Origin of the sequence: Kitasatospora sp. NPDC087314, assembly GCF_044744365.1 — a bacterium.
Taxonomy (GTDB): domain Bacteria; phylum Actinomycetota; class Actinomycetes; order Streptomycetales; family Streptomycetaceae; genus Kitasatospora.
Genome location: NZ_JBIUYE010000002.1, coordinates 382,013 through 402,503, shown reverse-complemented (window position 1 = coordinate 402,503; position 20,491 = coordinate 382,013). Strand labels below are relative to the sequence as shown.

Below are 20,491 nucleotides of genomic sequence, written 5' to 3'. Positions count from 1 at the left end.
CCTTCCGCGTGCGACGGGCCGCTACGGCTGCATCTCGTACGCGCCCGACAGCTCCTCGACCCGGGCCCACACCGCGGCCGCCCGCTCGGCGTTCGCGACCGGCCGGCGCACGTTCGCCAGCGCCCAGGCGGCCTGCTGCTCGGTGGTCGAGGCCTTGCCGTGCAGCTCGGTGGCGTGCGCGGAGAAGTCGCGGACCAGCGCGTCGAAGATCTGGTCCAGGACGTCCTCGTCCACGCCGGTCAGCTCCGCCTGCTCCAGCACCAGCTGGCCGTAGACGATCAGCGCGAACAGCTGGCCGATCTCCAGCAGGAAGTCCAGGTCCGCCTGCTGCTCCTTGCTCGGCGCGTGGCTGAGCAGCAACTCGCAGAAGCCGTCGGCCTGTTCGCGGAATCGGGCGACGTTCGGCAGCTGCGCGTGCCGGTCGTAGGCGGCACGCCAGTCGTGGAAGCGGATCGCGCCGAGGCCGCGGGCCGGGCCCTGACGGAACAGGAAGGCGTCGTCGGCCGCGTCCAGCCGGGTCGGCACCGGAGCGTAGTCGGCCGGGGCGAACAGGTAGTTGCCCATGAACTTGAGGATCAGCGCCAGGTTGACGTGGACGGTGCCCTCCAGCTTCGGCAGGCCGCGGATGTCCTTCGCCGCCTTGTCGAAGTAGGTGTCCGCCTCGAAGCCCTTGGCCGCGATGACGTCCCACATCAGGTCGATGACCTTCTCGCCCTCGGTGGTGACCTTCATCTTGGTCATCGGGTTGAACAGCAGGTAACGGCGGTCCTCGGGGGAGGCGGTGCGGAAGTAGTCCACGGCCCGCGCGCTGAACAGCTTCATCGCCACCAGGCGGGCGTACGCGTCCGTCAACTCCCGCCGCACGTGCGGGAAGTCGGTGACCTTCCGGCCGTACAGCACCCGGTTGTGGGCGTGCGTGACGGCCTCGTACATCGCGTGCTCGCAGATGCCGACCGAGGCCGTGCAGAGGTTGAACTTGCCGACGTTGACGGTGTTCAGCGCGGCGTCGAAGGCGGCCTGCCCGGTGTGCAGCACGTCCTCGGCGCGCACCGGGTAGCCCTCCAGCCGGAACTCGCTGACGTACATCTGGGCGTTCACCACGTTCTTGACCAGGTGGTACGCCTCGTGCCGGCTGTCGGCGGCGAAGAAGACGTAGCCCTCCGGGCCCTCGACGTCGGAGCGGCGGCCGAACACCGAGACCAGGCCGGCCACGTTGCCGTTGCCGATGTAGTACTTGGAGCCGGTCGCGGTGAAGCCGCCCTCGCCGTCCGGAGTGAGGATCATGTCGGTGGAGTAGATGTCGGCGCCGTGGGTGCGCTCGGAGAGCCCGAACGCCATCACGTGGCCCTCCTTCAGAAGCCGTGCGGCGCGGGCCCGGAGGGCCTCGTTGCGGCTCTGCCAGACCGGCCCGAGGCCGAGGATGGTGACCTGCCAGGTGTACCAGTAGCCGAGGCCGTAGAAGCCCAGGATCTCGTTCAGCTCGGCGATCCGGGAGGTGTCCCAGCGCTTGTCGGGGTCGGCCGCCGACGGGGTCAGGAACTCCGCGAACAGGCCCTCCTTGGCGGCGAACTCCAGGAAGTCGGCGTACCAGGTGCGGTCGACGTAGGTGTCGATCAGCGCCTTCTTGCCGCGCGACTCGAACCAGTCCACGGTCGCGCGCAGCAGCCGGCGGGTCGGCTCGTCGAACTGCGCGGGGTCGTACGTACGCGGGTTGAAGAGCATCACGGGCTCCCGGGGGTCGAGGGTGTGGAGAGGCGGTGCAGGGTGGCGAGCACGTCGTCGAGCCAGGCGAGGGTCATCCGCTCGTACTCGATGCCGCCGCGCAGCACCACGTGCTGGAGCTCCTGGCGGGCGTCGAGCGCGGTGGGGTCGGGGAAGTCGCGCTGCTCCCCGTGCAGGTAGCGGGCGAGCAGGGCCGCGTGGCTCTCGCGGTGCCGTTCGACCTCGGAGATCAGCGCGGCCGGGTCGTCGAAGGCGGCGGCGCGGATCTTGACCGCGAGCTCGTGCCGGACGGACTCCGGCTCGACCGGTTCGCGCAGCCAGCCGGCGAGCGCGGCCCGTCCGGCCCCGGCCGCCGAGTAGACCTTCTTGTCCGGTCGGCCGTCCTGGGCGACCTCCTCGGCGGCGACCCAGCCGTCGGCCTCCATCCGCCGCAGCACCCGGTAGATCTGCTGGTGGGTGGCGGTCCAGAACCGGCCGATGGAGCGGTCGAAGCGCCGGGCCAGCTCGTAGCCGGAGCCCGGCTGCTCCAGCAGTGAGACGAGGATCGCGTGCTCCAGTGCCATGACCGGCATCCTCCTATGCAACGAATTGCATAGGCAATGGGACATCGGACCGATGAGACGCAGGTCACCGGCGTGATCGGATGGTTATCGATCATTTAGGACAAAAAGTCGCACATTGTTATAGAAGGGCCAGAATGGGTAGAGGGCCACGCGCCCTCCATGTTCCGGACCATAGGAGGTGGTATCGGTGTCTACCCAGATTCCGATGGGCATGGAGCATCACCCGGACATCGTCGAACTCCGGGAGCACTACGAGCGGATCACCTCGACCCCGCGCGCCCAGGGCGTGGAGGCCCTGGCCGTGCTGGCCGGCCTCTTCCTGGCGGCATCTCCCTGGATCGTCGGCTTCAGCACCTTCAGCACCCTGACCGTGACCTGCCTGATCGTGGGCCTGGCCTACTGCCTGCTGATGGCGGGTTACGGGTCGGCCTACGAGCGCACGCACGCGCGGGCCTGGGCGGCCACCGTGCTCGGCCTCTGGACGATCATCTCTCCTTGGGCCGTCTCCGGATCGGTCGCGCACGGCAAGAACATCGTCACCTGCGTCATCCTCGGTGCCGTGATGTTCCTGCTCGGTCTCGCGGCGATCTCCATGGCCACGATCACGGCGAACGGAGCATCGATGCGGCGCGGCCGGGCCGGCCGGGCCAAGGGCTGATACTGCCGACAGCCCGCGTCCGGGGCGCGGAGGGCCCAACGGCCGCCCTCCGCGCCCCGGCGTACGTTCCTCAGGGTGCCGCGGGCCTCGCCGCGGCCGTCACGGGCGGCTTCGGCGCGGCCGTCACGGGCGGGTCATCCGCAGGACGTCCAGGGCCTCGTCGAGCTGCTCCCGGGTGAGCCTGCCCTGCTCCACGTAACCGCGCTCCAGCACGACCTGGCGGATCGTCTTCCGTTCGGCCAGCGCCTGCTTGGCGACCTTCGCGGCCTCCTCGTAGCCGATGTACCGGTTCAACGGCGTGACCACCGAGGGTGAGGACTCCGCGTACTCCCGGGCGCGTTCGACGTTGGCGGTGATGCCGTCCACCGTCCGGTCCGCCAGCAGCCGGGCGCTGTTGGCGAGCAGTCGCACCGACTCCAGCACGTTGCGGGCGAGCACCGGGAGCATCACGTTCAGCTCGAAGTTGCCGCTCGCACCGGCCAGCGTCACCGTCGCGTCGTTGCCGACCACCTGGGCCGCGACCATCAGCACCACCTCGGGCAGCACCGGGTTCACCTTGCCCGGCATGATCGACGAACCGGGCTGCAGATCCGGCAGGTTGATCTCGCCGAGGCCGGTGCGCGGGCCCGAGCCCATCCACCGCAGATCGTTCGCGATCTTCGTGAACCCGACCGCCACCGTCCGCAGTTGGCCGCTCAGCTCGACCAGGGCGTCGCGGGCACCCTGCGCCTCGAAGTGGTCCCGCGCCTCGGTCAGCGGCAGACCGGTGGTGCGGGCCACCTCCTCGATGACCGCCGCCGGGAAGCCGGGCGGGGTGTTGATCCCGGTGCCCACCGCCGTACCGCCGAGCGGCAGTTCGGCGACCCGGGGGAGCGTCGCCAGCAGCCGCTCGCGCCCGTGCCGCACCTGCGCCGCGTAGCCGCCGAACTCCTGGCCCAGGGTGACCGGTGTGGCGTCCATCAGGTGCGTCCGGCCCGACTTGACCACCTGCGCGAACTCGGCGGCCTTGCGCTCCAGCGCCTCCGACAGGTGCTCCAGCGCCGGGATCAGGTCCTGCGTCACGGCGGCGGTGGCGGCGATGTGGATCGAGGACGGAAAGACGTCGTTGGACGACTGGCTGGCGTTCACGTGGTCGTTCGGGTGGACCGGACGGCCCAGCCGCTCAGTGGCCAGTGTCGCGATCACCTCGTTGGTGTTCATGTTGGACGAGGTGCCGGAACCGGTCTGGAACACGTCCACCGGGAACTCCCCGTCCCAGCGCCCCTCGGCGACCTCCTCGGCCGCCGCCGCGATCGCCGCCGCCGTCTCCTCGTCCAGGACGCCGAGGTGGGCGTTCACCCGGGCCGCCGCCGCCTTGATCCGGGCCAGCGCGGCGATGTGCGCGCGCTCCAGGCGCTGGCCGGACACCGGGAAGTTCTCCACCGCCCGCTGCGTCTGCGCCTGCCACTTCGCGGCGGCCGGCACCCGGACCTCGCCCATCGAGTCGTGCTCGATGCGGTACTGCTGCGGGTCCGCCTGAGGGTTCGCCTGTGGCTTCTCCTGCTCGTCGCCCATGACGCGCTGCACCTCCTGAACGGGCCGGTACGGCCCCGAGTGGTCTTCGATCACCACAGCCGCGCGCGGGCCCCGGGTATTTCCGACCAACCCTTTCGGCGGGGGCCACGGCGGTGAGGCTATGGCGGTGAGGGCTACGGCGGTGAGGGTTACGGCACGGACAGCTCGGCGCGGACCAGTTCCCCCGGCGCGGTGCCGGCCTGGGCGACCAGCGCCCCGCCGGGCGCCCAGAAGCCCGAGCCGCCCGAGGTCTCCGGGAACTCACCGCTCGCCCCGGCGGAGGTGGCGAGCACGCACCACACCCCGTGGGCGGCGGCCCGGGCCCGGAAGTGGCCGTCGCGGCGGTCGGCCTGGTCCGGGCCCGCGCCGTACAGGGTGGAGGCGACATAGGCGTCCATGCCGAGCGCAGCGGTCTCCTCGGCGTGGGCGGGGTCGGCGGCGTCCGCGCAGATCGCGAGGCCGAGCCGCAGGCCGTCCAGCTCCAGCACGACGGGCTGCTCGCCCGGGGTGAAGCGGTCCTTCTCGGCGCCGTGCAGGCGCGACTTCCGGCAGGCGACGACGGCGCCCTCGCCGGTGACCGCCAGGGTGGCGATGGACTCGCCCCCGCCGGGCTCCGCGACCGGCGCGCCGACCAGCGCCGTCGCGCCACTCGCGGCGCAGGCGGCGACCAGCGGGCCGAGACGGGGGTCGGCCGGGTCGAGCGCGGGCGCGGCCAGGTCGTAGCCGGTCAAGGACAGCTCGGGGAACACCACCAGACGCGCCGCAGCCTCCCGGACGGAGCGCGCGTGCCGCTCGACGTTGACGGCCACGGTGTCCGGGCGACCGGCCTCGGCGCAGGAGGGCTGGGCGACGGCCACGGTGATGGCGCCGGGGGTGGTGCCGGTGGCGGTGGCGGTGGCGGTGCCGGGGACGGTCGGGGATTCGGGCATGGCGATGCCTCCGGGCCTGAGGTGGAAAAGATCAACTTATGTGGTGGTTCGCGTGCTGGACAAGGCCTGCGGCGGTGGCGGGCGGGAGGGGCCGGGACGGTGGCATGGTCACTCGAACGGATGAATAGCTGCGTGGATCGCTTCAAACTGCCGTGCGCCGCTTCATACGCTCCTGCCCGGGCCGGGCACGCACCGGCCCACCCGGAGTGCTGCTGCTCGGCGTTGCCGCCGGTCGGTTTCGCCGCCGTTCGGCCCGGGTGACCAGCGACAGGGGGGCGGACGGATGACGACGACAGGGCAGGGCACGACCAGGGGCGGGGACGACGGCGGGGAGAAGGACCGGGGCAGTGGCCGGGGCGGTGGCCTGGGGAGTGGGCAGGGTGGTGGCCGGGGGAGTGGGCAGGGTGGTGGCCGGGGCGGCGGGCTCACCCGGCGGCAGATGCTCGGCGCGTCGGCCGCCCTGGGCGGCGCGGCCTGGCTGTTGCGCGGCACCGTCGGCCCGGACAGCGCCGAGGCCGCCACCCCGGTGCCGCCCGGTCTGCCCGCCGGCACCGAGCTGTACCAGCGGGTCTTCCAGAACTGGTCCGGCGAGATCCGCACCGACCAGCTGTGGACCTGCGCGCCCCGCACCCCCGAGGAGGTCCCGGTCCTCGCCGACTGGGCGCACGCCAACGGCTGGCGCCTGCGCGCCACCGGCTACCGGCACACCTGGGCGCCGCTCACCGTCGCCAACGGGACCCCGGACAGCGCCCGCGTCCTGCTCGTGGACACCGGCCGCCACCTCACCGCGATCACCGCCGACTCGCCGACCACCGTCCGGGTCCAGACCGGCGCCACCATGGAGGACCTGCTCGCCCACCTGGCCGGCCGGGGCCTCGGCCTGACCGCCTGCCCGGCGCCCGGCGAACTCACCGTCGGAGGGGTGCTCGCCATCGGCGGCCACGGCACCGCCGTCCCCGCCGCCGGCGAACTCCGGCCGGACGGGCACGGCTACGGCTCGGTCAGCAACCAGGTCGTCCGGCTCACCGCCGTCGTCCTCGACCCGGCCACCGGCCGCTACACGCTGCGCACCTTCGACCGCGCCGAGGCCGACAGCGCCGCCTTCCTGGTGCACCTGGGCCGGGCGCTCCTCACCGAGGTCGTCCTGCGGGCCGGCACCGACCGGCCGCTGCGCTGCGTCAGCCGCCTCGACATCCCGGCGAGCGAACTGTTCGCCCGCCCCGGCAGCGCCGGCTCCGGCGCAGGCTCCGGGGGCGGGCTGCTCGGTGGCCTGCTCGGCGGTGGCGGTCCGCGCACCCTCGCCGAGTTCGTCGAGCGCGACGGCCGCGCCGAGGTGATCTGGTTCGCCTACACCGAGTACCCCTGGCTGAAGACCTGGAGCGTCACCCCGGCCAAACCGCTCGCCTCCCGGGCCGTCGACCAGCCCTACAACTACCCGTTCTCGGACATCATCCCGGAACCGGTCGCCCGGCTCGCCGGCCAAATCGTCGCCGGCTCCTGGGGATCGGCCCCGCTGTTCGGCCAACTCCAGTACCTGATCGCCAAGGTGGCACTCACCGGCGACCTCACGGACGTCCTCCTCTCCGGCGGACTGCTCCGCGACCTGCTCAGCGGCGACCTGCTCACCCACCTGCTCGCCGGCGGACTGCGCTCCGACCTCTGGGGCCCGTCACGCACCCTGCTGCAGTACGTCCGACCCACCACCCTGAGGGTCACCGCCAACGGCTACGCCATTCTCGCCAAGCGCGCCGACCTGCAGTGGGTGGTCAGCGAATTCGCCGCCTACTACCGGAAGTTGCTCGCCGACTACCAGGCCCGGGGGGAGTTCCCGGTGAACGGCGCGGTGGAGATCCGGGTCACCGGTGTGGACGACCCGACCTCCTCCGGAGTCCCGGGTGCGCGACCGCCGCTGCTGTCCGCGCTGCGCCCGCGGGCGGACCGTCCGGAGTGGGACACCGCGGTCTGGCTCGACGTCCTGTCCTTCCCCGGCACCCCGGGGCTGGAGCGCTTCGCCCGCGACCTGGAGCAGTGGCTGCTGCGCACCTTCGACGGTACCCGGGCGGGCCTGCGGGTCGAGTGGTCCAAGGGTTGGGCGTACACCGCCGACGCGGCCTGGTCCGACCCGGACGTGCTCGGCCGGGTCATCCCCGCGAGCCTGCGTGACGGCGGCGGCAGCGGCCCGGGCTGGGACGAGGCGATCGCCGTCCTGGACCGGCACGACCCGCACCGGGTGTTCGGAAACCCCTTCCTGGACGGGCTGTTGAAGCAGTGAAGCGTATGTGACCGGGTTTTGACGATCGGTCGGATGCGTCCTGTCGGATGTGTTCTGTCGGATGCATGCTGCCGGATGGGCTCTGTCAGATGTGCTCCATCACGATCACCGCGAGGGTGTCCGCCGCCAGCGCGCGGAAGATGTGCGGGGCGTCGCCCGGGTAACTCACGTAGTCGCCCGGGCCCAGCTCGACCGGGTCCTCCGTCGGCCCGACCAGTGCCCGGCCCGCGCCGATCATCACGTGCTCGACGGTGCCGGGCATATGGGGGTCGGACGCCCGGGTCTCGCCCGGCTGCGCCTCGATCCGGTAGATGTCGCGCCGGGCGTTCGGCGGGCAGGAGGACAGGACGGTCGCCGCGTAGTCGGCGCGCGCGGAGTGGGTCACCGGGCCCTCGCCGGCCCGGATCACCTTGACCGTCGGGTGCGGCGGGTCGACCAGGCGGCTGAACGGCACGTTCAGTGCGACGCCGAGCGCCCAGAGCGTCTCGACGCTGGGGTTTCCCGCGCCCGACTCCAGTTGGGAGAGCGTCGACTTGGCGATGCCCGCGCGCCGGGCCAGTTCGGCCATGGACAGCCCGCTGCGTTCGCGCTCACGCCGGATGGAGGCCGCGATCAGGTGGATCAGCTCCACGTCGGAACCCGTGGTCGGGGGGGTTCGATCACTCATGCTCGCCACTCACGCATTCTTCTGGCTCCTACTCCGGCTCCCGGTACGGCTGGTGCCGTTCATGCTGCCACCGGCGCCGTCGGCTGCCCGCATCCTCGTGCGTTCGCCGTGTCGGTCCGTTCGTTCGCCTTGACGAACCGTGGGTGGCGGGTTCACTCTAATGGACATGCGTTCGCTACTCCGAACACTGGAGCGTGCCACCCTCCGTGACATCGCTCTCGTCTGCCTGGCCGACGCGCTCGTCGGCGCCTCCTTCGGCGCGATCAGCGTTGCCGGGGGGCTACCCCTGTGGGTGCCGGTCGCCCTCTCCGTCCTCGTCTTCGCGGGCGGCTCGCAGTTCGCGGCCGTCGGTGTGGTGCTGTCCGGCGGCGGTGTGCTCGCCGCCGTCGCCACCGGGCTGGTGCTCAACGCCCGGCTGCTGCCCTTCGGCTTCACCGTGGCCGACGCGCTCGACGGCCCGTGGTGGCGGCGGCTGTTCGGCGCTCAGCTGATCACCGACGAGACCGCCGCGTTCGTCTTGCGACAGGACACCGGGCGGCGGCGCCGGGCCGCGTTCTGGCTCTGTGGGCTCGCACTGTTCGTGGTGTGGAACGTCTCGGTGCTGCTCGGGGCCCTGGCCGGCGGGCTGATCGGCGACACGGATGCGCTGGGCCTGGACGCGGCCTTCCCGGCCGTGCTGCTCGCGCTCGTGCTGCCCTCGCTCGCGGACCGGCGGACCCGTACCGCGGCCGTGGTCGGCGCCGTCGTCGCGGTCGCGGCCACGCCGTTCGTCCCGGCGGGGCTGCCCGTCCTGCTCGCCCTCGTCGGGCTGCTGTTCGCCGGGCGACCAGGGGCGGGGATGTCGGGAGGGGCGTCGGGGGCGGAGTCGGCCGGACGGCCGGGCGTCGTGGTGGTCGAGAAGGAGGAAGTCCGATGATGCCGCTGTACGCCGTGCTGCTGCTGGCCGGTGGGACGTACGCCTTCCGCCTGGCCGGGCCGCTGCTCGGTCGCCGGTTCGCCCTCTCGGAGCGCCTGCGGCGCCTGCTCGCGGTCGCCGCGGCGGTCCTGTTGGTCGCCCTGATCGCCACCGGCGCCCTCACTCAGGGCCACGGCTTCGCCGGTTGGGCCCGCCCGGCGGGTGTCCTGGTCGCCGGCGTGCTCGCGCTGCGGCGCGCGCCGTTTCCGCTGGTGGTCGTCGCGGGTGCGGCGGCGACGGCGCTGCTGCGGCTGTGCGGGGTGGGGTGAGGGCGGCGGCGAACAGATAACAGATGACAACTTTCAGCGAACAGATAACAGATAACAGATTTCGAAATCTGTTATCTGTTCGCCGCCGTCCATCGCCCGGAATCCGCCGGGCCGTCAGCCGCCCAGCGCCTTGAAGAAGATCGTCGTCGGGTGCGGGGCCCCCGCCGGGTCGGTCGCGTAGTCCGGCACCGAGCCGACCCGGGTCCACCCGGCGGCCTCGTACAGGCGCTCGGCCGGGCTGTCCGTCTCGGTGTCCAGCACCAGCAACCGCAGCCCCAACCCGGCCGCCTGCTCCTCCAGCGCCGTCAGCAGGCGCCCCGCCAGCCGGTGCCCGCGATCCGCCGGGTGCACCATCAGTTTGGCGACCTCCCCCCGGTGCCGGCCGTTCGCAGTCGTCGCCGGGCGCAGCTGGACCGTCCCGGCGAGCCGCCCGTCGGCCTGCGCCCGGACCGTCCACAGCAGCAGCCGCTCGGCCGCGACCTCCGGCGCGAGCGCCCGCCACCACGCGGTGGCCTCGTCCTGCCCCAGCGGCGCGAGGAAGCCGAGCGAGGCGCCGCCGTCGACGGTGTCCACCAGCAGCCCGGCCAGTTCCTCCGCCGCGCCGTGCAACTCCTCCGCCGTCACCAGCCCGACCGCGTACCCGTCGCCGCCCATGTCGTCTTCCTCACTCGCTCGCCCACGCCCGCCGCTCAGCCGGGTGCGCAATACTCGCCGGTACTCCGCCGAGACCGGTATCCCGCCGAGACTACAAGGAGCTTCAATGACGAAGCCGACCCGGATCGACCCGTCCGACCTGCTCGCCGTCGGCGACCTCCTCTCCGACGAGGAACGGCTGATCCGCGACACCGTCCGGAGGTTCACCGAGCAGCGGATCCGCCCGGACATCGGCGACTGGTTCGAGCGCGGGGTCTTCCCGGTCCGCGAGCTCGCCCCCGAGCTGGGCGCCCTCGGCGTGCTCGGCATGCACCTCGACGGCTACGGCTGTGCCGGCGCCGACGCGGTGGCGTACGGGGTCGCCTGCATGGAGCTGGAGGCGGCCGACTCCGGGCTGCGCAGCTTCGTCTCCGTGCAGGGCTCGCTCGCGATGCGTTCGATCCACGCCTTCGGCTCCGAGGAGCAGAAGCTGCGCTGGCTGCCCGGCATGGCCGCCGGCGAGCTGATCGGCTGCTTCGGCCTCACCGAGCCGGACTTCGGCTCCGACCCGGCCAACATGCGGACCCGGGCGGTGCGCAAGGGCGGCGACTGGGTGCTCTCCGGCAGCAAGATGTGGATCACCAACGGCAGCATCGCCGACGTCGCCGTCGTCTGGGCGCAGACCGAGGAGGGCGTCCGCGGCTTCCTGGTCGAGCGCGGCACCCGCGGCCTGACCGCCACCGACGTGCACGGCAAGCTCTCCCTGCGCGCCTCCGTCACCAGCGAACTCGCCTTCGACGAGGTGGTGCTGCCCGCCGACGCCGTCCTGCCGGGCGTCACCGGCCTGCGCGGACCGCTCTCCTCCCTCAACGAGGCCCGCTACGGCATCCTCTGGGGCACCGTCGGCGCCGCCCGCGACTGCTACACCGCCGCCCTCGACTACGCGAAGAGCCGGATCCAGTTCGACCGCCCGATCGCCGGTTTCCAGCTCACCCAGCACAAGCTCGTCGAGATGATGCTGGAGGTCGAGAAGGCCTACCTGGTCGCCCTGCGGATCGGCCGGCTCAAGGAGCAGGGCGCGGCCCGCCCGCCGCACATCAGCTTCGGCAAGCTCAACAACGTCCGCACCGCGCTGGAGATCGCCCGCAGTGCCCGGACCGTCCTCGGCGCCAACGGCATCACCACCGAGTACCCGGTGCTGCGGCACGCCAACAACCTGGAGTCGGTGCTCACCTACGAGGGCACCAGCGAGATCCACACCCTGGTCCTGGGCGAGGCCATCACCGGCGAGTCCGCGTACCGCTGACGGCCCGTCCACCTCGGGAAATCCGGTGGCCGGGCCCGCGGTGGCCCGGCTACCGTCCCGACCATGAACAGTCGGCCCACCACGCCCAGCACCGCCCCGACCACCACCCTCTGGCGCCCCACCGGCCCCGAGGAGCTGGCCCTGGTCGAGGCGTCCGGCTGGCGCGCCTGGCCGCCCAGGCTGCCTGAGCAGCCGATCTTCTACCCCGTCCTCAACGAGGACTACGCGATCCGCATCGCCCGCGACTGGAACGTCCCCGCCTCCGGAGTCGGCTACGTGACCAGCTTCGAGGTCGACACCGCCTTCCTCGCCCGCTACCCCGTGCAGCGGGCCGGCGGCCGGACGATCCTCGAACTCTGGGTCCCGGCAGACGAGGTGTCGGAGTTCAACCGGCACATCGTCGGCCGCATCACGGTCGTCCACGAGTTCCGCCCACAGCCGTGACACGTACAGCGGTGACACGTACAGCCGTGCCACGCCCGGCGGTGACACGGCCGGCCGTGGCACACCCGGCCGTGACGCCCTCCACCGCGCAGCCCCCGGCGGCGCCGGTGCACGAGGAGCGCGCGGACCGCGTGCTGCTCACCTCCGCCCAGCCGACCAGCACCACCGCCCTGCTCGCCGAGGCCGCCGCCCGGCGCGGCCTCGACACCGCCGTCCTCGACGGCCCCACCACGGTCGAGCACCTCGCCGGACGGCGCGTCCACTGGTACGGTGGCCCGCTCGCCGCGGCCCGGATCGCCGGACCGCTCCGCCTCGCCCTGCTCGAACCCGACGACGACTGGCTCACCCGCCTCCCCGAGGAGTTCACCCGGCGACGGATCGAGCTCACCACCCTCGCCGAGGCGTGGACGCTGCGCCACCCGGCGTTCGTCAAGCCGCCCGCCGACAAGTCGCTCCCGCCCGCGGTCTATCCGGACGGCAGCCGCCTGCCGCGCACCGGAGAGCGGATCGGACCCGACACGCCCGTCCTGGTCAGCGACCCGGTGACCTTCGCCGCCGAGTACCGGCTGTTCGTCCGCGACGGCGAGGTGGTCACCGGCAGCCGCTACGCCCGCTTCGGCCGGCTCGACCCGGCGCCGCTGACCGCCGAGGCCACCGCCTTCACCCGGCGCCTGCTCGCCGCGGTCGGCGACACCCTGCCCAGCGCCGTCGCCCTGGACGTCGGACCGATCGCCGACCCCTACGACCCGGCCGAGCACTGGGCCGTGGTCGAGGCGAACATGCCGTGGTTCGCGCACTGCTACGCCGCCGACCCGGATCGCGTCCTGGACGTCGTGCTGCGCGCCGCCGGACCGGCCGCCCAACTCGCACAGGTCGACCGCCGGTTCGTCCGTACGGCCGCCTGACACCTGGCGGACACCCCGCGTTCGGTGGGCGGACGCCGGGTGGTACGGCGGGAGGTGAAGCATGGCGCGGTCGGCCGTGCCCTCGACGGGCGCGGCCGGGTGTGTACGACCGAAAGGAACCCCGCCATGTCCACTGCCCAGTGGCCCCGCCCCCGGGTGCTCGTCGTCGGGATCGACGGTGTCCGCCACGACTACCTGGAGCACGTGCCGATGCCGCGCCTCCAGGAGCTCGCCGAGGCCGGGTTCCTGGTGCCGGTGACGGTGGCGGACACCACGCCCACCATGTCCGGGCCGTGCTGGGCGACCGTCGTCACCGGCGTCGAGCCCGCCAAGCACGGTGTCTGGGGCAACCACCTCGGCGGCAACCGGCTCGACGTGTTCCCCGACTTCGCCACCCGGCTCGCCCGCGGCGACCGCCGCCGCACCTTCGTCGCGGCCGGCTGGGACCCGCTGATGATCAACGAGTCCGGCGGCCCGCTGTTCCGCGCCCCCGGCCGGCTCTCCTACATAGCCCCGGCCGAGGACACCCCCGAGGCTTGGGAGGCCGTCGACGAGGAGGTCACCCGCGAGGCCGTCCACGTCCTGGGCACCGCGGACCCGGAGGCCTCCTTCGTCTACCTCGGCGCCGTCGACGAGACCGCCCACTTCCTCGGCTGCGGCGACGAGTACCGGGCGGCCATGCGCACCGCCGACGAACGCCTCGGCCGACTGCTCGACGCCGTCCGCGGCCGCGCCGGCTACGCCGACGAGCAGTGGACCGTCATCGTCGTCACCGACCACGGACACGTCGACGCCGGCGGCCACGGCGGCCGCACCGTCGAGGAGCGCACCGCCTGGGTCGCCTGCGCCGGGCACGACATCCCGGCCGGCCCGCCCACCGGGGAGATCCGCCACCCGGACGTCGCCGCCCAGGTGTACGCCTCCCTGCTGCGCCCCATCGACCCGCACTGGACCCTCGACGGCCGCCCCTTCCCGATCGCCCGACCGGCCACTACCGTGGTGCCCGCAGCAGTCTGACGGACGGTCGGAGCGGCGCCGTCCCGGGCCCGACGGAGCCTCAGAAGCGAGACCGATGCGCCCGGGTGCAGCAGGCCGGGCTGCGCCGGAGCCCGGCTTGGGCGACGCTCGATCGGGGCCCGGACGGCACGTGAGGACGATGCGCCACCCTGGGCTCCGCACCGTGTAACCCCGAGACGGGGTCGCTGGACATACCTCTGAAGGTGGAGACGCTACCCCGTGGGATGGAGACAAGATCGCGACCTCGTGGTGACGCTCCGGCAGGGTGACGAGGGCCACGATGGATACACCCGGACGGCGGACCTCGTCGGCCGGCCCAGAGGCGGAGACGGAGAGGACAGGCGGGCATGAAGGGCATCGTGAGCAAGGTGGCGCTGGGAGTTGCCGGCACCGGCATGGCCGTCGCCGTGGCCGCCGTGGCAATCGGCCCGCGGGTGTCCGAGTGGTACGACGGGCGCCACCAGGAACAGGCCACCTACGACACCGGCAGCCAGGCCAAGGCCGAGCGCCGTTCGATGCCGACCTGGCTGCCCGACAACGCCTCCTCGGTGAAGTACCTGATGTCCACCACCGGCGACGACCGCCTGCTGCGCGCCACCCTCCCGGACGGCCGGCTGCCCGCGGGCTGCACCACCGGCCTGCCCGGCAGGTCCGCGCACTCGGTGCCGATGTCGCTCAAGGCCGGCTGGTTCCCCGAGGGCGTCGCGGCCAAGGCCAGCGGCAGCTGCGGGCACTACAACGTGACGCTCACCGGCAACCAGCTCTACGCGTGGCAGGACGGCGCGGCGGTGCAGGCGGCGCTGCGCGCGGAGCGGCCCACCAAGCACTGAGCCGGCTGCCGGGCGCTGAGGGCGCCATGCGTTGATCCGGCTGCCAGGCTCCGACCGGCCCGCTCGCACCTGATGGTGCGGGTGGGCCGTCGTGTTGCCCGGGTGCCGTGGGTTCGGCCGGCGGGCCGGCTGCGCGATCCGGCCGATGGTTTGGCCGACGGTTTGGCCGAGGGTGAACCGTCGGGACGGCCCCCCGCTATCGGAGGTGGCCGGGGCTGCGATAGGACGGACCGTGGACAAACCCGTCCCCGTCCCCGCCCCATCCCGTCCCCCGTTCCGTGAGGAGCCCCATGCCCGGCCCGCTCGTCGGCCCCGCCGGCGACACGTCGACCGCCCCCTCCACCGCCCCGACCACCGGCCAGGCCGGCCCGGGCAAGGCCACCGTCGCCGTCCTCGGCGGCCTCGTCGCGCTCGGCCCGCTCACCACCGACCTCTACCTGCCCGGGCTGCCCGCGATCGCCGACGACCTGGCCGCCGAACCGGCCGCCGTCCAGCTCACCCTCACCTTCTCGATGCTCGGGGTCGCGGCCGGGCAGCTGCTCTTCGGACCGCTCAGCGACCGCTACGGGCGCCGCCCGCCGCTGCTCGCGGGGCTCGTCGTCTACACCCTGGCCAGCGTGGTGTGCGTGATCGCGCCGAGCCTGACGGTGCTGATCGTCGCCCGCTTCATCCAGGGCGCGGCCGGATCCGCCGGGCTGGTCATCGGCCGGGCCGTCGCCCGGGACCGCTTCCAGGGCGTCGCCATGCTGCGGTTCCTGGCCTCGATCGCGCTGATATCCGGGCTGGCGCCGATCCTCGCCCCGATCCTCGGTGCGCAACTGATGCGGTTCACGTCGTGGCGCGGCACCTTCGGTGCGCTGACCGCACTCGGGCTGATGCTCACCCTGGTCGCCTTCGGGGTGCTGCGCGAGACGCTGCCGGCGCGGGCCCGGGGCACCGGCGGGGTGGGCGCGGCGCTGCGCACGATGGGGCGGCTGCTGCGCGACCTGCCGTTCCTCGGGTTGGCGCTGACCAGCGCCTTCGCCTTCGGAGCGCTGTTCGGCTACATCAGCGGGTCGTCCACGGTGCTGCAGCACGTGTATCAGGTGTCGCCGCAGACCTACAGCCTGCTGTTCGCGGCGAACTCGCTGGCCATCGTCGTCATGACGCAGCTCAACGGGCGGGTCCTAGCGCGCCGCTTCACCCCGCGAGGGCTGATGCTGGCCGGGCTCGGGACGGCGGTGGTCGCCGGGGTGGCACTGGTGCTGATGACCTCGGTCTGGGACTTCGGGCTGCTCGGCTTCTGTCCGCCGCTGTTCGTGATGATGGGCAGCATGGGAGTGGTCCTGCCGAACACGGCCGCGCAGGCGCTCAGCCTGGTCGAGCCGAGGGCGGCCGGGACGGCGTCGGCGCTGCTCGGCACCGGCAACTTCCTGTGCGGGGCGGTGGTCGCGCCACTGAGCAGCCTTGGTGGGCGGCCGTCCGCGGTGCTGCTGGCGGTGGTCGTCCTGGCGTGCGGGGTGCTGGCGATGGTGGCGTACGTGACGCTGTGTCGGCCCGCACGGATGAAGGCGGCGGAGGCCGAGGCGTCCGGGGTGGTGGCAGGGAGCTGACGGAGGGGGCCTGGCGGCTGGCGCCTGACGCCTGACGGCGAACAGTGAACGGCGAACAACAAACAGATGACAGCTGACAGATGTTGAAATCTGTCAGCTGTCATCTGTTATCTGTTACACGATGCCGGTGACCCGTCGGTTTTGGCGCGCTCTCAGGCGATCGAGAAGTCGTCGCCGTAGACGTTGCCCTGGCCGTACCAGCCGTGCAGGTAGACGGTGACGGTGCCGGAGGCGCCGGTGGTGAAGGGGACGCTCAGCTTGGTCCAGCCGGAGGCGTTGGCCCAGGTGCTGGCGGTGGCGTCGCCGCTCACGCCGAGGTACGCGTAGTTGCCCTGCACCCAACCGCTCAGCGTGTAGCTGGTGTTGGGCTTCAGCGTGACGGTCTGCGAGCAGTCGCCGGTCTGGCCGGCGGTCGCCGCCGCCTGCAGCGCGTAGGAGCCGGAGTGCACCGGGGTGGAGACCACGGCGCCGCCGCTCTGGCAGGTCCACGGGGCGAGGCTGCCGCTCTCCAGGCCGCCGTTGACCAGGCCGGTCGGCGGCGGGGTCGTCCCGGTGACGGTCAGCGAGTACGTGGCGGTGTGCGTGCCGGACGGCGCGGTGGCGGTCACGGTGAGCGGGTAGGTGCCCGCCGCAGCGGCCGAGGTGGTGGCGATGTTGAGGGTGGCGCCGGTGCCGGCGGTGACGCTGCCGGGGGTGACGGTGGCGGTGACGCCCGCCGGGGCGCCGCTGACCGACAGGTTGACGCTCTGCGCCGAGCCCGCCGTCACCGCCGTGGCGGTCGCCGCCGAGGTGGACGAACCTGCGGTGACCGTCGCCGAGTTGGGGTTGACGGCCACGGAGAAGTCGTTGGTCACCGTCGAGCCGCTGGTGAACGGTGCGAAGATGTGGGTGAAGTCCCAGGTGTTCTGGCTGATCCCTGAGCAGGAGTCGTCTCCGGCCTTGCCCGGGCAGCCGCCGTTGTCGCGCTGCAGTGCCCAGAAGGACAGCGTGTTGATGCCCTTCGACACCGCCCAGTTGTACACGGTGGTGGCATTGGCCACGGTGAAGGTCTCGGCCGCGCCGTAGTCGTCGATGCCGACCATCTCGGTGATGCCGATCGAACCCCACAGCTGGGCGGGGGTCTTGGCCGGGTAGAGCTTGGCGAGCTGGTTGTAGAGGCCCTGCGCGGAGGTCTGGGTGTCGGCCGCCATGTCGTGGGTGGCGCCGTCGTAGTAGTCGAAGGTCATCATGTTGACGACGTCGATCCGGGCGTTGTTGCTGACCGCGTTCTTCAGCACGGCGAGGCCGCTGGAGGCCAGCCCGGTGGTGGTGGTCGGCAGCGTGTAGGAGAACTGGATGTTCCGCCCGTTGGTGGCGGCCCAGTCCTGCACGATCTTGATCGCCTTGTTGCGGCGGTCGATTCCGGCCGCGTTGGTCAGCGAGTTGTCCTCGATGTCGAGGTCGATCCGGCTGACGTCGTAGGTGGTGATGAGGTTCTCGAAGGCCGCCGCGATCTGGTTGACATCGGTGCAGCTGTCGGCCAGTTCGGTACCGGTGTTGTCGGCGGTGTAGCCGCCGAAGGAGGGGATCACGTCCCCGCCGTTGGCCCGGATGGTGGCGATGTCGGCACCGAAGGTCGAGGAGGAGACCGGCTTGGAGGTGTCGCCGTTCCAGTACGGGGTGCAGGAGCCCTTGGTGGCCGCCTGCAGGAAGGCCATCGTCAGGTGCTTGGCGCCGGACTGGGCGGCCAGGGTGGCGGGGCTCTGTCCAGTCCAGGACTCGAAGTAGGGGGCGAAGACCCGGCTGGGGAGCGGGGTCGCGGCCTGGGCGGAGCCCGTCCCGGCGGCGACCAGGCCGGCCGAGGCGGCCAGCGTGGCGCAGGCCGTCAGGGCCGCCTGGATGGTTCTGCGTAGACGCATGGATTCTCCAACATACGTGGTGGGGCAGGACGTTGGGGATACGTGGACGACCGGGCGCGGCGGCCGTGTGGGGTCGGCCGCGCAGGCCCGGGCGTGTGGGCTTGCGGATGTCCGGACATGCGGGCGGGCGGCGGTGCGAGTGCGCGCACGCCGTACGGAGCGGGGGTGGAGCGGGACAGGGTAGGGCGGTGCCTCAGCCGCCGGTGGTCACACCCCCACAGTGCATCCCGGTCGGATCGACATGCTTATGGTTGGACTAGACCACTGGTCTGTCAAGAGACCTGACAGTTCGTCAACACACCGCCCCCGCGCCCGAAGGGGTTGACCGATGGCCGGGTTGGCCTGGCGCAGCGGGAGGAAGCGGAATGCGGAGTGCCGGTCGCTACCCCAGGGCGCGTGAAGGTACCGTGGCCGCGAACCCGACGGCGGGTCGCGGCCACGGCGGCCCGGCGCTCAGGACGTCGGGCGGTTCAGGATGTCGAGCGGTCCAGGATGTCGTGAGGTTCGGGTCGCCGGGCGCTGGTCGCCGGGCGGTTCGGGATGTTGTGCGGTTCGGTTCGTCGCTCCGGGTTACGCCGGCGGCGGGCAGAGGGTGGTCCGCAGCGCGTCGTTGATCTTCGCGGCGGTGTCCGGTCCGAAGCCCTGCGGGTGGTCGGGCGAGGTGAAGCGCTGGTCGGCCAGTTCGACCAGCTTCGACTTGTCCTTGGGGAACTGGTACATCGCCTGGCACTGGTTGCGGGCTCGATCCACGGCCTGGTCGGGCTTGCCGCCGACGATCGCCGGGTCGATCGCGTTCAGTGCGGCGACCAGCTTGCCGATCAGGTCGGCGCCCGGCTTGCCGGGCAGTCCGGCGTCGGTCGGCGGTGCGGGCTTGGCCGGGGCGGGCGCGCCGGACGAGCCGGCGTCCGGGGCGGGGGCCGAGGGGCTGCCGGGGGCGGGCGCCGCGGGGGATTCGGCCGTGGGGGCGGCCGTGCCGGACGCGTCGGCCTCGGGGGTCGAGGAGGTCGAGGGAGTCGCGGGCGCCGGCGGTGCGGAAGCGGTGCCGGGGGTGGCGGCCGGGGCGGCCGGGGCGGCCGGGTCGGTGGGGGAGCCGGCGGCGGCGGTGGCCGGGGCGGAGGCCGAACCCGAGCCGGAGCAGGCAGCGAGGCTCACCGCGGCGAATGCCGTGAGGGTGGCGGCGAGGAGACGAGTGCGCATGGCGTCACACTGTCATGTCCGCGGCGTCGAAGGGAAGATCCCGCTCGCGACGGCGGGCGGCCCGGGAGGAGAACCTCCCGGGCCGCCCGTCTGCCGTGTCCGTGCGGCGCGGTCAGCCGAGTCCGTTGGCCTTCAGCCAGTCCTTGGCCACCGTCGACGGGTCCTCCTTGTCGACCGCGACGCGCTTCATCAGCGCCGTCAGCCCCGCCGTGTCGAGCTTGGCCGACACCGCGTTGAGGGCCGCCGTCGCGGTGGGGTTCACGCCCGCCTTGTTGATCAGCGGGGTGACGTTCTGCGCGCCGAAGATGTTCTTCGGGTCGGTCAGCGGGACGAGCTTCAGCTGGACGATCTTCGGGTCGGTGGTGAACACGTTGCCGACCTGGATGGCGCCGTCCTTGAGCGCGTTCGCGGTGGTGTCCCCGGTGGGCTTCCACTCCTTGAAGGTCAGCCCGTAGACGTCCTTGAGCTGCTGCTCGCGGCGGGACTTGAACTCCGGCGGACCGCCTATGGCGAACTCGCCCGCCTTCGCGGCCAGGTCGGTGATGCTCTTGAGTCCGTACTTGTCGGCGGTCTCCTGGGTGACGCTGAGCGAGTCCTTGTCCTCGGCGGGGGAGGAGTCGAGGATCCCCAGCGCGGCGGGCAGCGTCTTGGTCAGCGCCGCGTTCACGTCCTCCGTGGTGACGGCGGTGGACTTGGCGTCCAGGTAGGCGAGCAGCGAGCCGTTGTACTCGGGCAGGACGGTCAGGCTGCCGTTCTGGAGCTGCCCGTAGAGCACCTCCCGGCTGCCGATGTTGAACTTCTCCTCGACCTTGACGCCCTTGGCCTTGAGCGCCTGCGAGTAGATCGAGCCGAGCAGCACGTTCTCCGGGAAGTTCGCCGAGCCGACGACCACGGTCGACCCGGAGCCCGCGCCCGAGGCGGCGGGGGAGCCCGCCGCGGAGCTGGCGCCGCCGAGCGGGTCGCCGCTGCCGGAGGAGCCGCAGGCGGTGGCGCCGAGGGCGAGCGCGGCGAGCGTGCCGAGGACGACGGCGCGTCGGCTTCTGTGGATTGTCGACATGGTGACAGATGTCCTTCCGGAGA

The 20,491-nt window shown here is 72.5% G+C and carries 19 protein-coding genes; 10 read left to right on the top strand and 9 right to left on the bottom strand.

Annotated elements, in window-relative coordinates; all coding sequences use genetic code 11:
- Nucleotides 1-21: 21 nt before the first annotated feature.
- Nucleotides 22-1,722 (bottom strand): acyl-CoA dehydrogenase family protein, encoded by a 1,701-nt coding sequence (locus ACIO5E_RS05615; protein ID WP_400664104.1) that lies wholly within the window; start codon nt 1,720-1,722, stop codon nt 22-24.
- The gene (locus ACIO5E_RS05610) at nt 1,722-2,285 is read right to left on the bottom strand and encodes a PadR family transcriptional regulator (protein ID WP_400664103.1); all 564 of its coding nucleotides are present in this window, start codon (nt 2,283-2,285) and stop codon (nt 1,722-1,724) included. Before ACIO5E_RS05610 ends, ACIO5E_RS05615 begins: the two co-directional genes overlap by 1 nt.
- Nucleotides 2,286-2,472: 187 nt before the next feature.
- On the opposite strand from ACIO5E_RS05610, the gene ACIO5E_RS05605 reads away from it, so the two are divergent.
- On the top strand, nt 2,473-2,943 hold the full coding sequence (locus tag ACIO5E_RS05605) for an SPW repeat protein (RefSeq protein ID WP_280681015.1): 471 nt from the start codon (nt 2,473-2,475) through the stop codon (nt 2,941-2,943).
- A 123-nt stretch (nt 2,944-3,066) separates the two neighbouring features.
- On the opposite strand, the gene ACIO5E_RS05600 is transcribed toward ACIO5E_RS05605, so the two are convergent.
- Nucleotides 3,067-4,497, bottom strand: a complete 1,431-nt coding sequence (locus ACIO5E_RS05600) for a class II fumarate hydratase (RefSeq protein WP_400664101.1) — start codon at nt 4,495-4,497, stop codon at nt 3,067-3,069.
- A gap of 149 nt (nt 4,498-4,646) precedes the next feature.
- Nucleotides 4,647-5,426: a carbon-nitrogen hydrolase family protein gene (locus tag ACIO5E_RS05595; protein ID WP_400664099.1), complete on the bottom strand. Its 780-nt coding sequence runs from the start codon at nt 5,424-5,426 to the stop codon at nt 4,647-4,649.
- A 439-nt stretch (nt 5,427-5,865) separates the two neighbouring features.
- Here ACIO5E_RS05595 and ACIO5E_RS05590 point away from each other — a divergent pair, with 439 nt between their 5' ends.
- Nucleotides 5,866-7,698: a cholesterol oxidase substrate-binding domain-containing protein gene (locus ACIO5E_RS05590; protein WP_400664445.1), complete on the top strand. Its 1,833-nt coding sequence runs from the start codon at nt 5,866-5,868 to the stop codon at nt 7,696-7,698.
- 85 nt (nt 7,699-7,783) lie between these two features.
- On the opposite strand, the gene ACIO5E_RS05585 is transcribed toward ACIO5E_RS05590, so the two are convergent.
- A complete protein-coding gene (locus tag ACIO5E_RS05585; protein WP_400664097.1) occupies nt 7,784-8,365 on the bottom strand; it encodes a helix-turn-helix domain-containing protein in 582 nt (193 codons plus the stop codon).
- 166 nt (nt 8,366-8,531) lie between these two features.
- On the opposite strand from ACIO5E_RS05585, the gene ACIO5E_RS05580 reads away from it, so the two are divergent.
- Both ACIO5E_RS05580 and ACIO5E_RS05575 read left to right on the top strand, forming a co-directional pair.
- Complete coding sequence (locus tag ACIO5E_RS05580; RefSeq protein ID WP_400664095.1) at nt 8,532-9,281, top strand: AzlC family ABC transporter permease; 750 nt, start codon at nt 8,532-8,534, stop codon at nt 9,279-9,281.
- Nucleotides 9,281-9,589: an AzlD domain-containing protein gene (locus tag ACIO5E_RS05575; RefSeq protein WP_400664443.1), complete on the top strand. Its 309-nt coding sequence runs from the start codon at nt 9,281-9,283 to the stop codon at nt 9,587-9,589. The genes ACIO5E_RS05580 and ACIO5E_RS05575 overlap by 1 nt, the downstream gene beginning before the upstream one ends.
- Before the next feature lie 114 nt (nt 9,590-9,703).
- On the opposite strand, the gene ACIO5E_RS05570 is transcribed toward ACIO5E_RS05575, so the two are convergent.
- Nucleotides 9,704-10,243 carry a GNAT family N-acetyltransferase gene (locus ACIO5E_RS05570; RefSeq protein ID WP_400664093.1) on the bottom strand — a complete coding sequence of 180 codons (540 nt, stop codon included), beginning with the start codon at nt 10,241-10,243 and terminating at the stop codon, nt 9,704-9,706.
- Between the two features lie 106 nt (nt 10,244-10,349).
- Here ACIO5E_RS05570 and ACIO5E_RS05565 point away from each other — a divergent pair, with 106 nt between their 5' ends.
- The 6 genes from ACIO5E_RS05565 (at nt 10,350) to ACIO5E_RS05540 (ending at nt 16,316) form a co-directional block, all read left to right on the top strand.
- Nucleotides 10,350-11,528 carry an acyl-CoA dehydrogenase family protein gene (locus ACIO5E_RS05565; RefSeq protein WP_400664091.1) on the top strand — a complete coding sequence of 393 codons (1,179 nt, stop codon included), beginning with the start codon at nt 10,350-10,352 and terminating at the stop codon, nt 11,526-11,528.
- A gap of 63 nt (nt 11,529-11,591) precedes the next feature.
- The gene (locus ACIO5E_RS05560) at nt 11,592-11,972 is read left to right on the top strand and encodes an ADP-ribosylation/crystallin J1 (protein ID WP_400664089.1); all 381 of its coding nucleotides are present in this window, start codon (nt 11,592-11,594) and stop codon (nt 11,970-11,972) included.
- A 131-nt stretch (nt 11,973-12,103) separates the two neighbouring features.
- Entirely contained in the window at nt 12,104-12,877 is a 774-nt protein-coding gene (locus ACIO5E_RS05555; RefSeq protein WP_400664441.1) for an ATP-grasp domain-containing protein, read from the top strand.
- A 126-nt stretch (nt 12,878-13,003) separates the two neighbouring features.
- A complete protein-coding gene (locus ACIO5E_RS05550) occupies nt 13,004-13,894 on the top strand; it encodes an alkaline phosphatase family protein (protein ID WP_400664087.1) in 891 nt (296 codons plus the stop codon).
- A 347-nt stretch (nt 13,895-14,241) separates the two neighbouring features.
- A complete protein-coding gene (locus tag ACIO5E_RS05545) occupies nt 14,242-14,724 on the top strand; it encodes a hypothetical protein (RefSeq protein WP_400664085.1) in 483 nt (160 codons plus the stop codon).
- Between the two features lie 290 nt (nt 14,725-15,014).
- Nucleotides 15,015-16,316 (top strand): multidrug effflux MFS transporter, encoded by a 1,302-nt coding sequence (locus ACIO5E_RS05540; RefSeq protein WP_400664083.1) that lies wholly within the window; start codon nt 15,015-15,017, stop codon nt 16,314-16,316.
- Nucleotides 16,317-16,468: 152 nt separating this feature from the next.
- Here ACIO5E_RS05540 and ACIO5E_RS05535 read toward each other — a convergent pair whose 3' ends face one another.
- The 3 genes from ACIO5E_RS05535 to ACIO5E_RS05525 all read right to left on the bottom strand — a co-directional run bounded on the left by ACIO5E_RS05535 (nt 16,469) and on the right by ACIO5E_RS05525 (nt 20,468).
- Nucleotides 16,469-18,214 carry a glycosyl hydrolase family 18 protein gene (locus ACIO5E_RS05535; protein ID WP_400664081.1) on the bottom strand — a complete coding sequence of 582 codons (1,746 nt, stop codon included), beginning with the start codon at nt 18,212-18,214 and terminating at the stop codon, nt 16,469-16,471.
- Nucleotides 18,215-18,784: 570 nt separating this feature from the next.
- Nucleotides 18,785-19,411, bottom strand: a complete 627-nt coding sequence (locus ACIO5E_RS05530) for a hypothetical protein (RefSeq protein WP_400664080.1) — start codon at nt 19,409-19,411, stop codon at nt 18,785-18,787.
- Nucleotides 19,412-19,523: 112 nt separating this feature from the next.
- Complete coding sequence (locus ACIO5E_RS05525; protein ID WP_400664078.1) at nt 19,524-20,468, bottom strand: ABC transporter substrate-binding protein; 945 nt, start codon at nt 20,466-20,468, stop codon at nt 19,524-19,526.
- Nucleotides 20,469-20,491: the final 23 nt, after the last annotated feature.

Excerpts from the sequence above, each read along its gene's own strand:
- ACIO5E_RS05535 (WP_400664081.1), bottom strand. The coding sequence starts at position 18,214 with ATGCGTCTACGCAGAACCATCCAGGCGGCCCTGACGGCCTGCGCCACG.
- ACIO5E_RS05570 (WP_400664093.1), bottom strand. The coding sequence starts at position 10,243 with ATGGGCGGCGACGGGTACGCGGTCGGGCTGGTGACGGCGGAGGAGTTG.
- ACIO5E_RS05565 (WP_400664091.1), top strand. The coding sequence starts at position 10,350 with ATGACGAAGCCGACCCGGATCGACCCGTCCGACCTGCTCGCCGTCGGC.
- ACIO5E_RS05615 (WP_400664104.1), bottom strand. The coding sequence starts at position 1,722 with ATGCTCTTCAACCCGCGTACGTACGACCCCGCGCAGTTCGACGAGCCG.
- ACIO5E_RS05595 (WP_400664099.1), bottom strand. The coding sequence starts at position 5,426 with ATGCCCGAATCCCCGACCGTCCCCGGCACCGCCACCGCCACCGCCACC.
- ACIO5E_RS05550 (WP_400664087.1), top strand. The coding sequence starts at position 13,004 with ATGTCCACTGCCCAGTGGCCCCGCCCCCGGGTGCTCGTCGTCGGGATC.
- ACIO5E_RS05600 (WP_400664101.1), bottom strand. The coding sequence starts at position 4,497 with ATGGGCGACGAGCAGGAGAAGCCACAGGCGAACCCTCAGGCGGACCCG.
- ACIO5E_RS05610 (WP_400664103.1), bottom strand. The coding sequence starts at position 2,285 with ATGGCACTGGAGCACGCGATCCTCGTCTCACTGCTGGAGCAGCCGGGC.
- ACIO5E_RS05545 (WP_400664085.1), top strand. The coding sequence starts at position 14,242 with ATGAAGGGCATCGTGAGCAAGGTGGCGCTGGGAGTTGCCGGCACCGGC.
- ACIO5E_RS05580 (WP_400664095.1), top strand. The coding sequence starts at position 8,532 with ATGCGTTCGCTACTCCGAACACTGGAGCGTGCCACCCTCCGTGACATC.
- ACIO5E_RS05575 (WP_400664443.1), top strand. The coding sequence starts at position 9,281 with ATGCCGCTGTACGCCGTGCTGCTGCTGGCCGGTGGGACGTACGCCTTC.
- ACIO5E_RS05525 (WP_400664078.1), bottom strand. The coding sequence starts at position 20,468 with ATGTCGACAATCCACAGAAGCCGACGCGCCGTCGTCCTCGGCACGCTC.
- ACIO5E_RS05540 (WP_400664083.1), top strand. The coding sequence starts at position 15,015 with ATGCCCGGCCCGCTCGTCGGCCCCGCCGGCGACACGTCGACCGCCCCC.
- ACIO5E_RS05530 (WP_400664080.1), bottom strand. The coding sequence starts at position 19,411 with ATGCGCACTCGTCTCCTCGCCGCCACCCTCACGGCATTCGCCGCGGTG.
- ACIO5E_RS05585 (WP_400664097.1), bottom strand. The coding sequence starts at position 8,365 with ATGAGTGATCGAACCCCCCCGACCACGGGTTCCGACGTGGAGCTGATC.
- ACIO5E_RS05560 (WP_400664089.1), top strand. The coding sequence starts at position 11,592 with ATGAACAGTCGGCCCACCACGCCCAGCACCGCCCCGACCACCACCCTC.
- ACIO5E_RS05590 (WP_400664445.1), top strand. The coding sequence starts at position 5,866 with ATGCTCGGCGCGTCGGCCGCCCTGGGCGGCGCGGCCTGGCTGTTGCGC.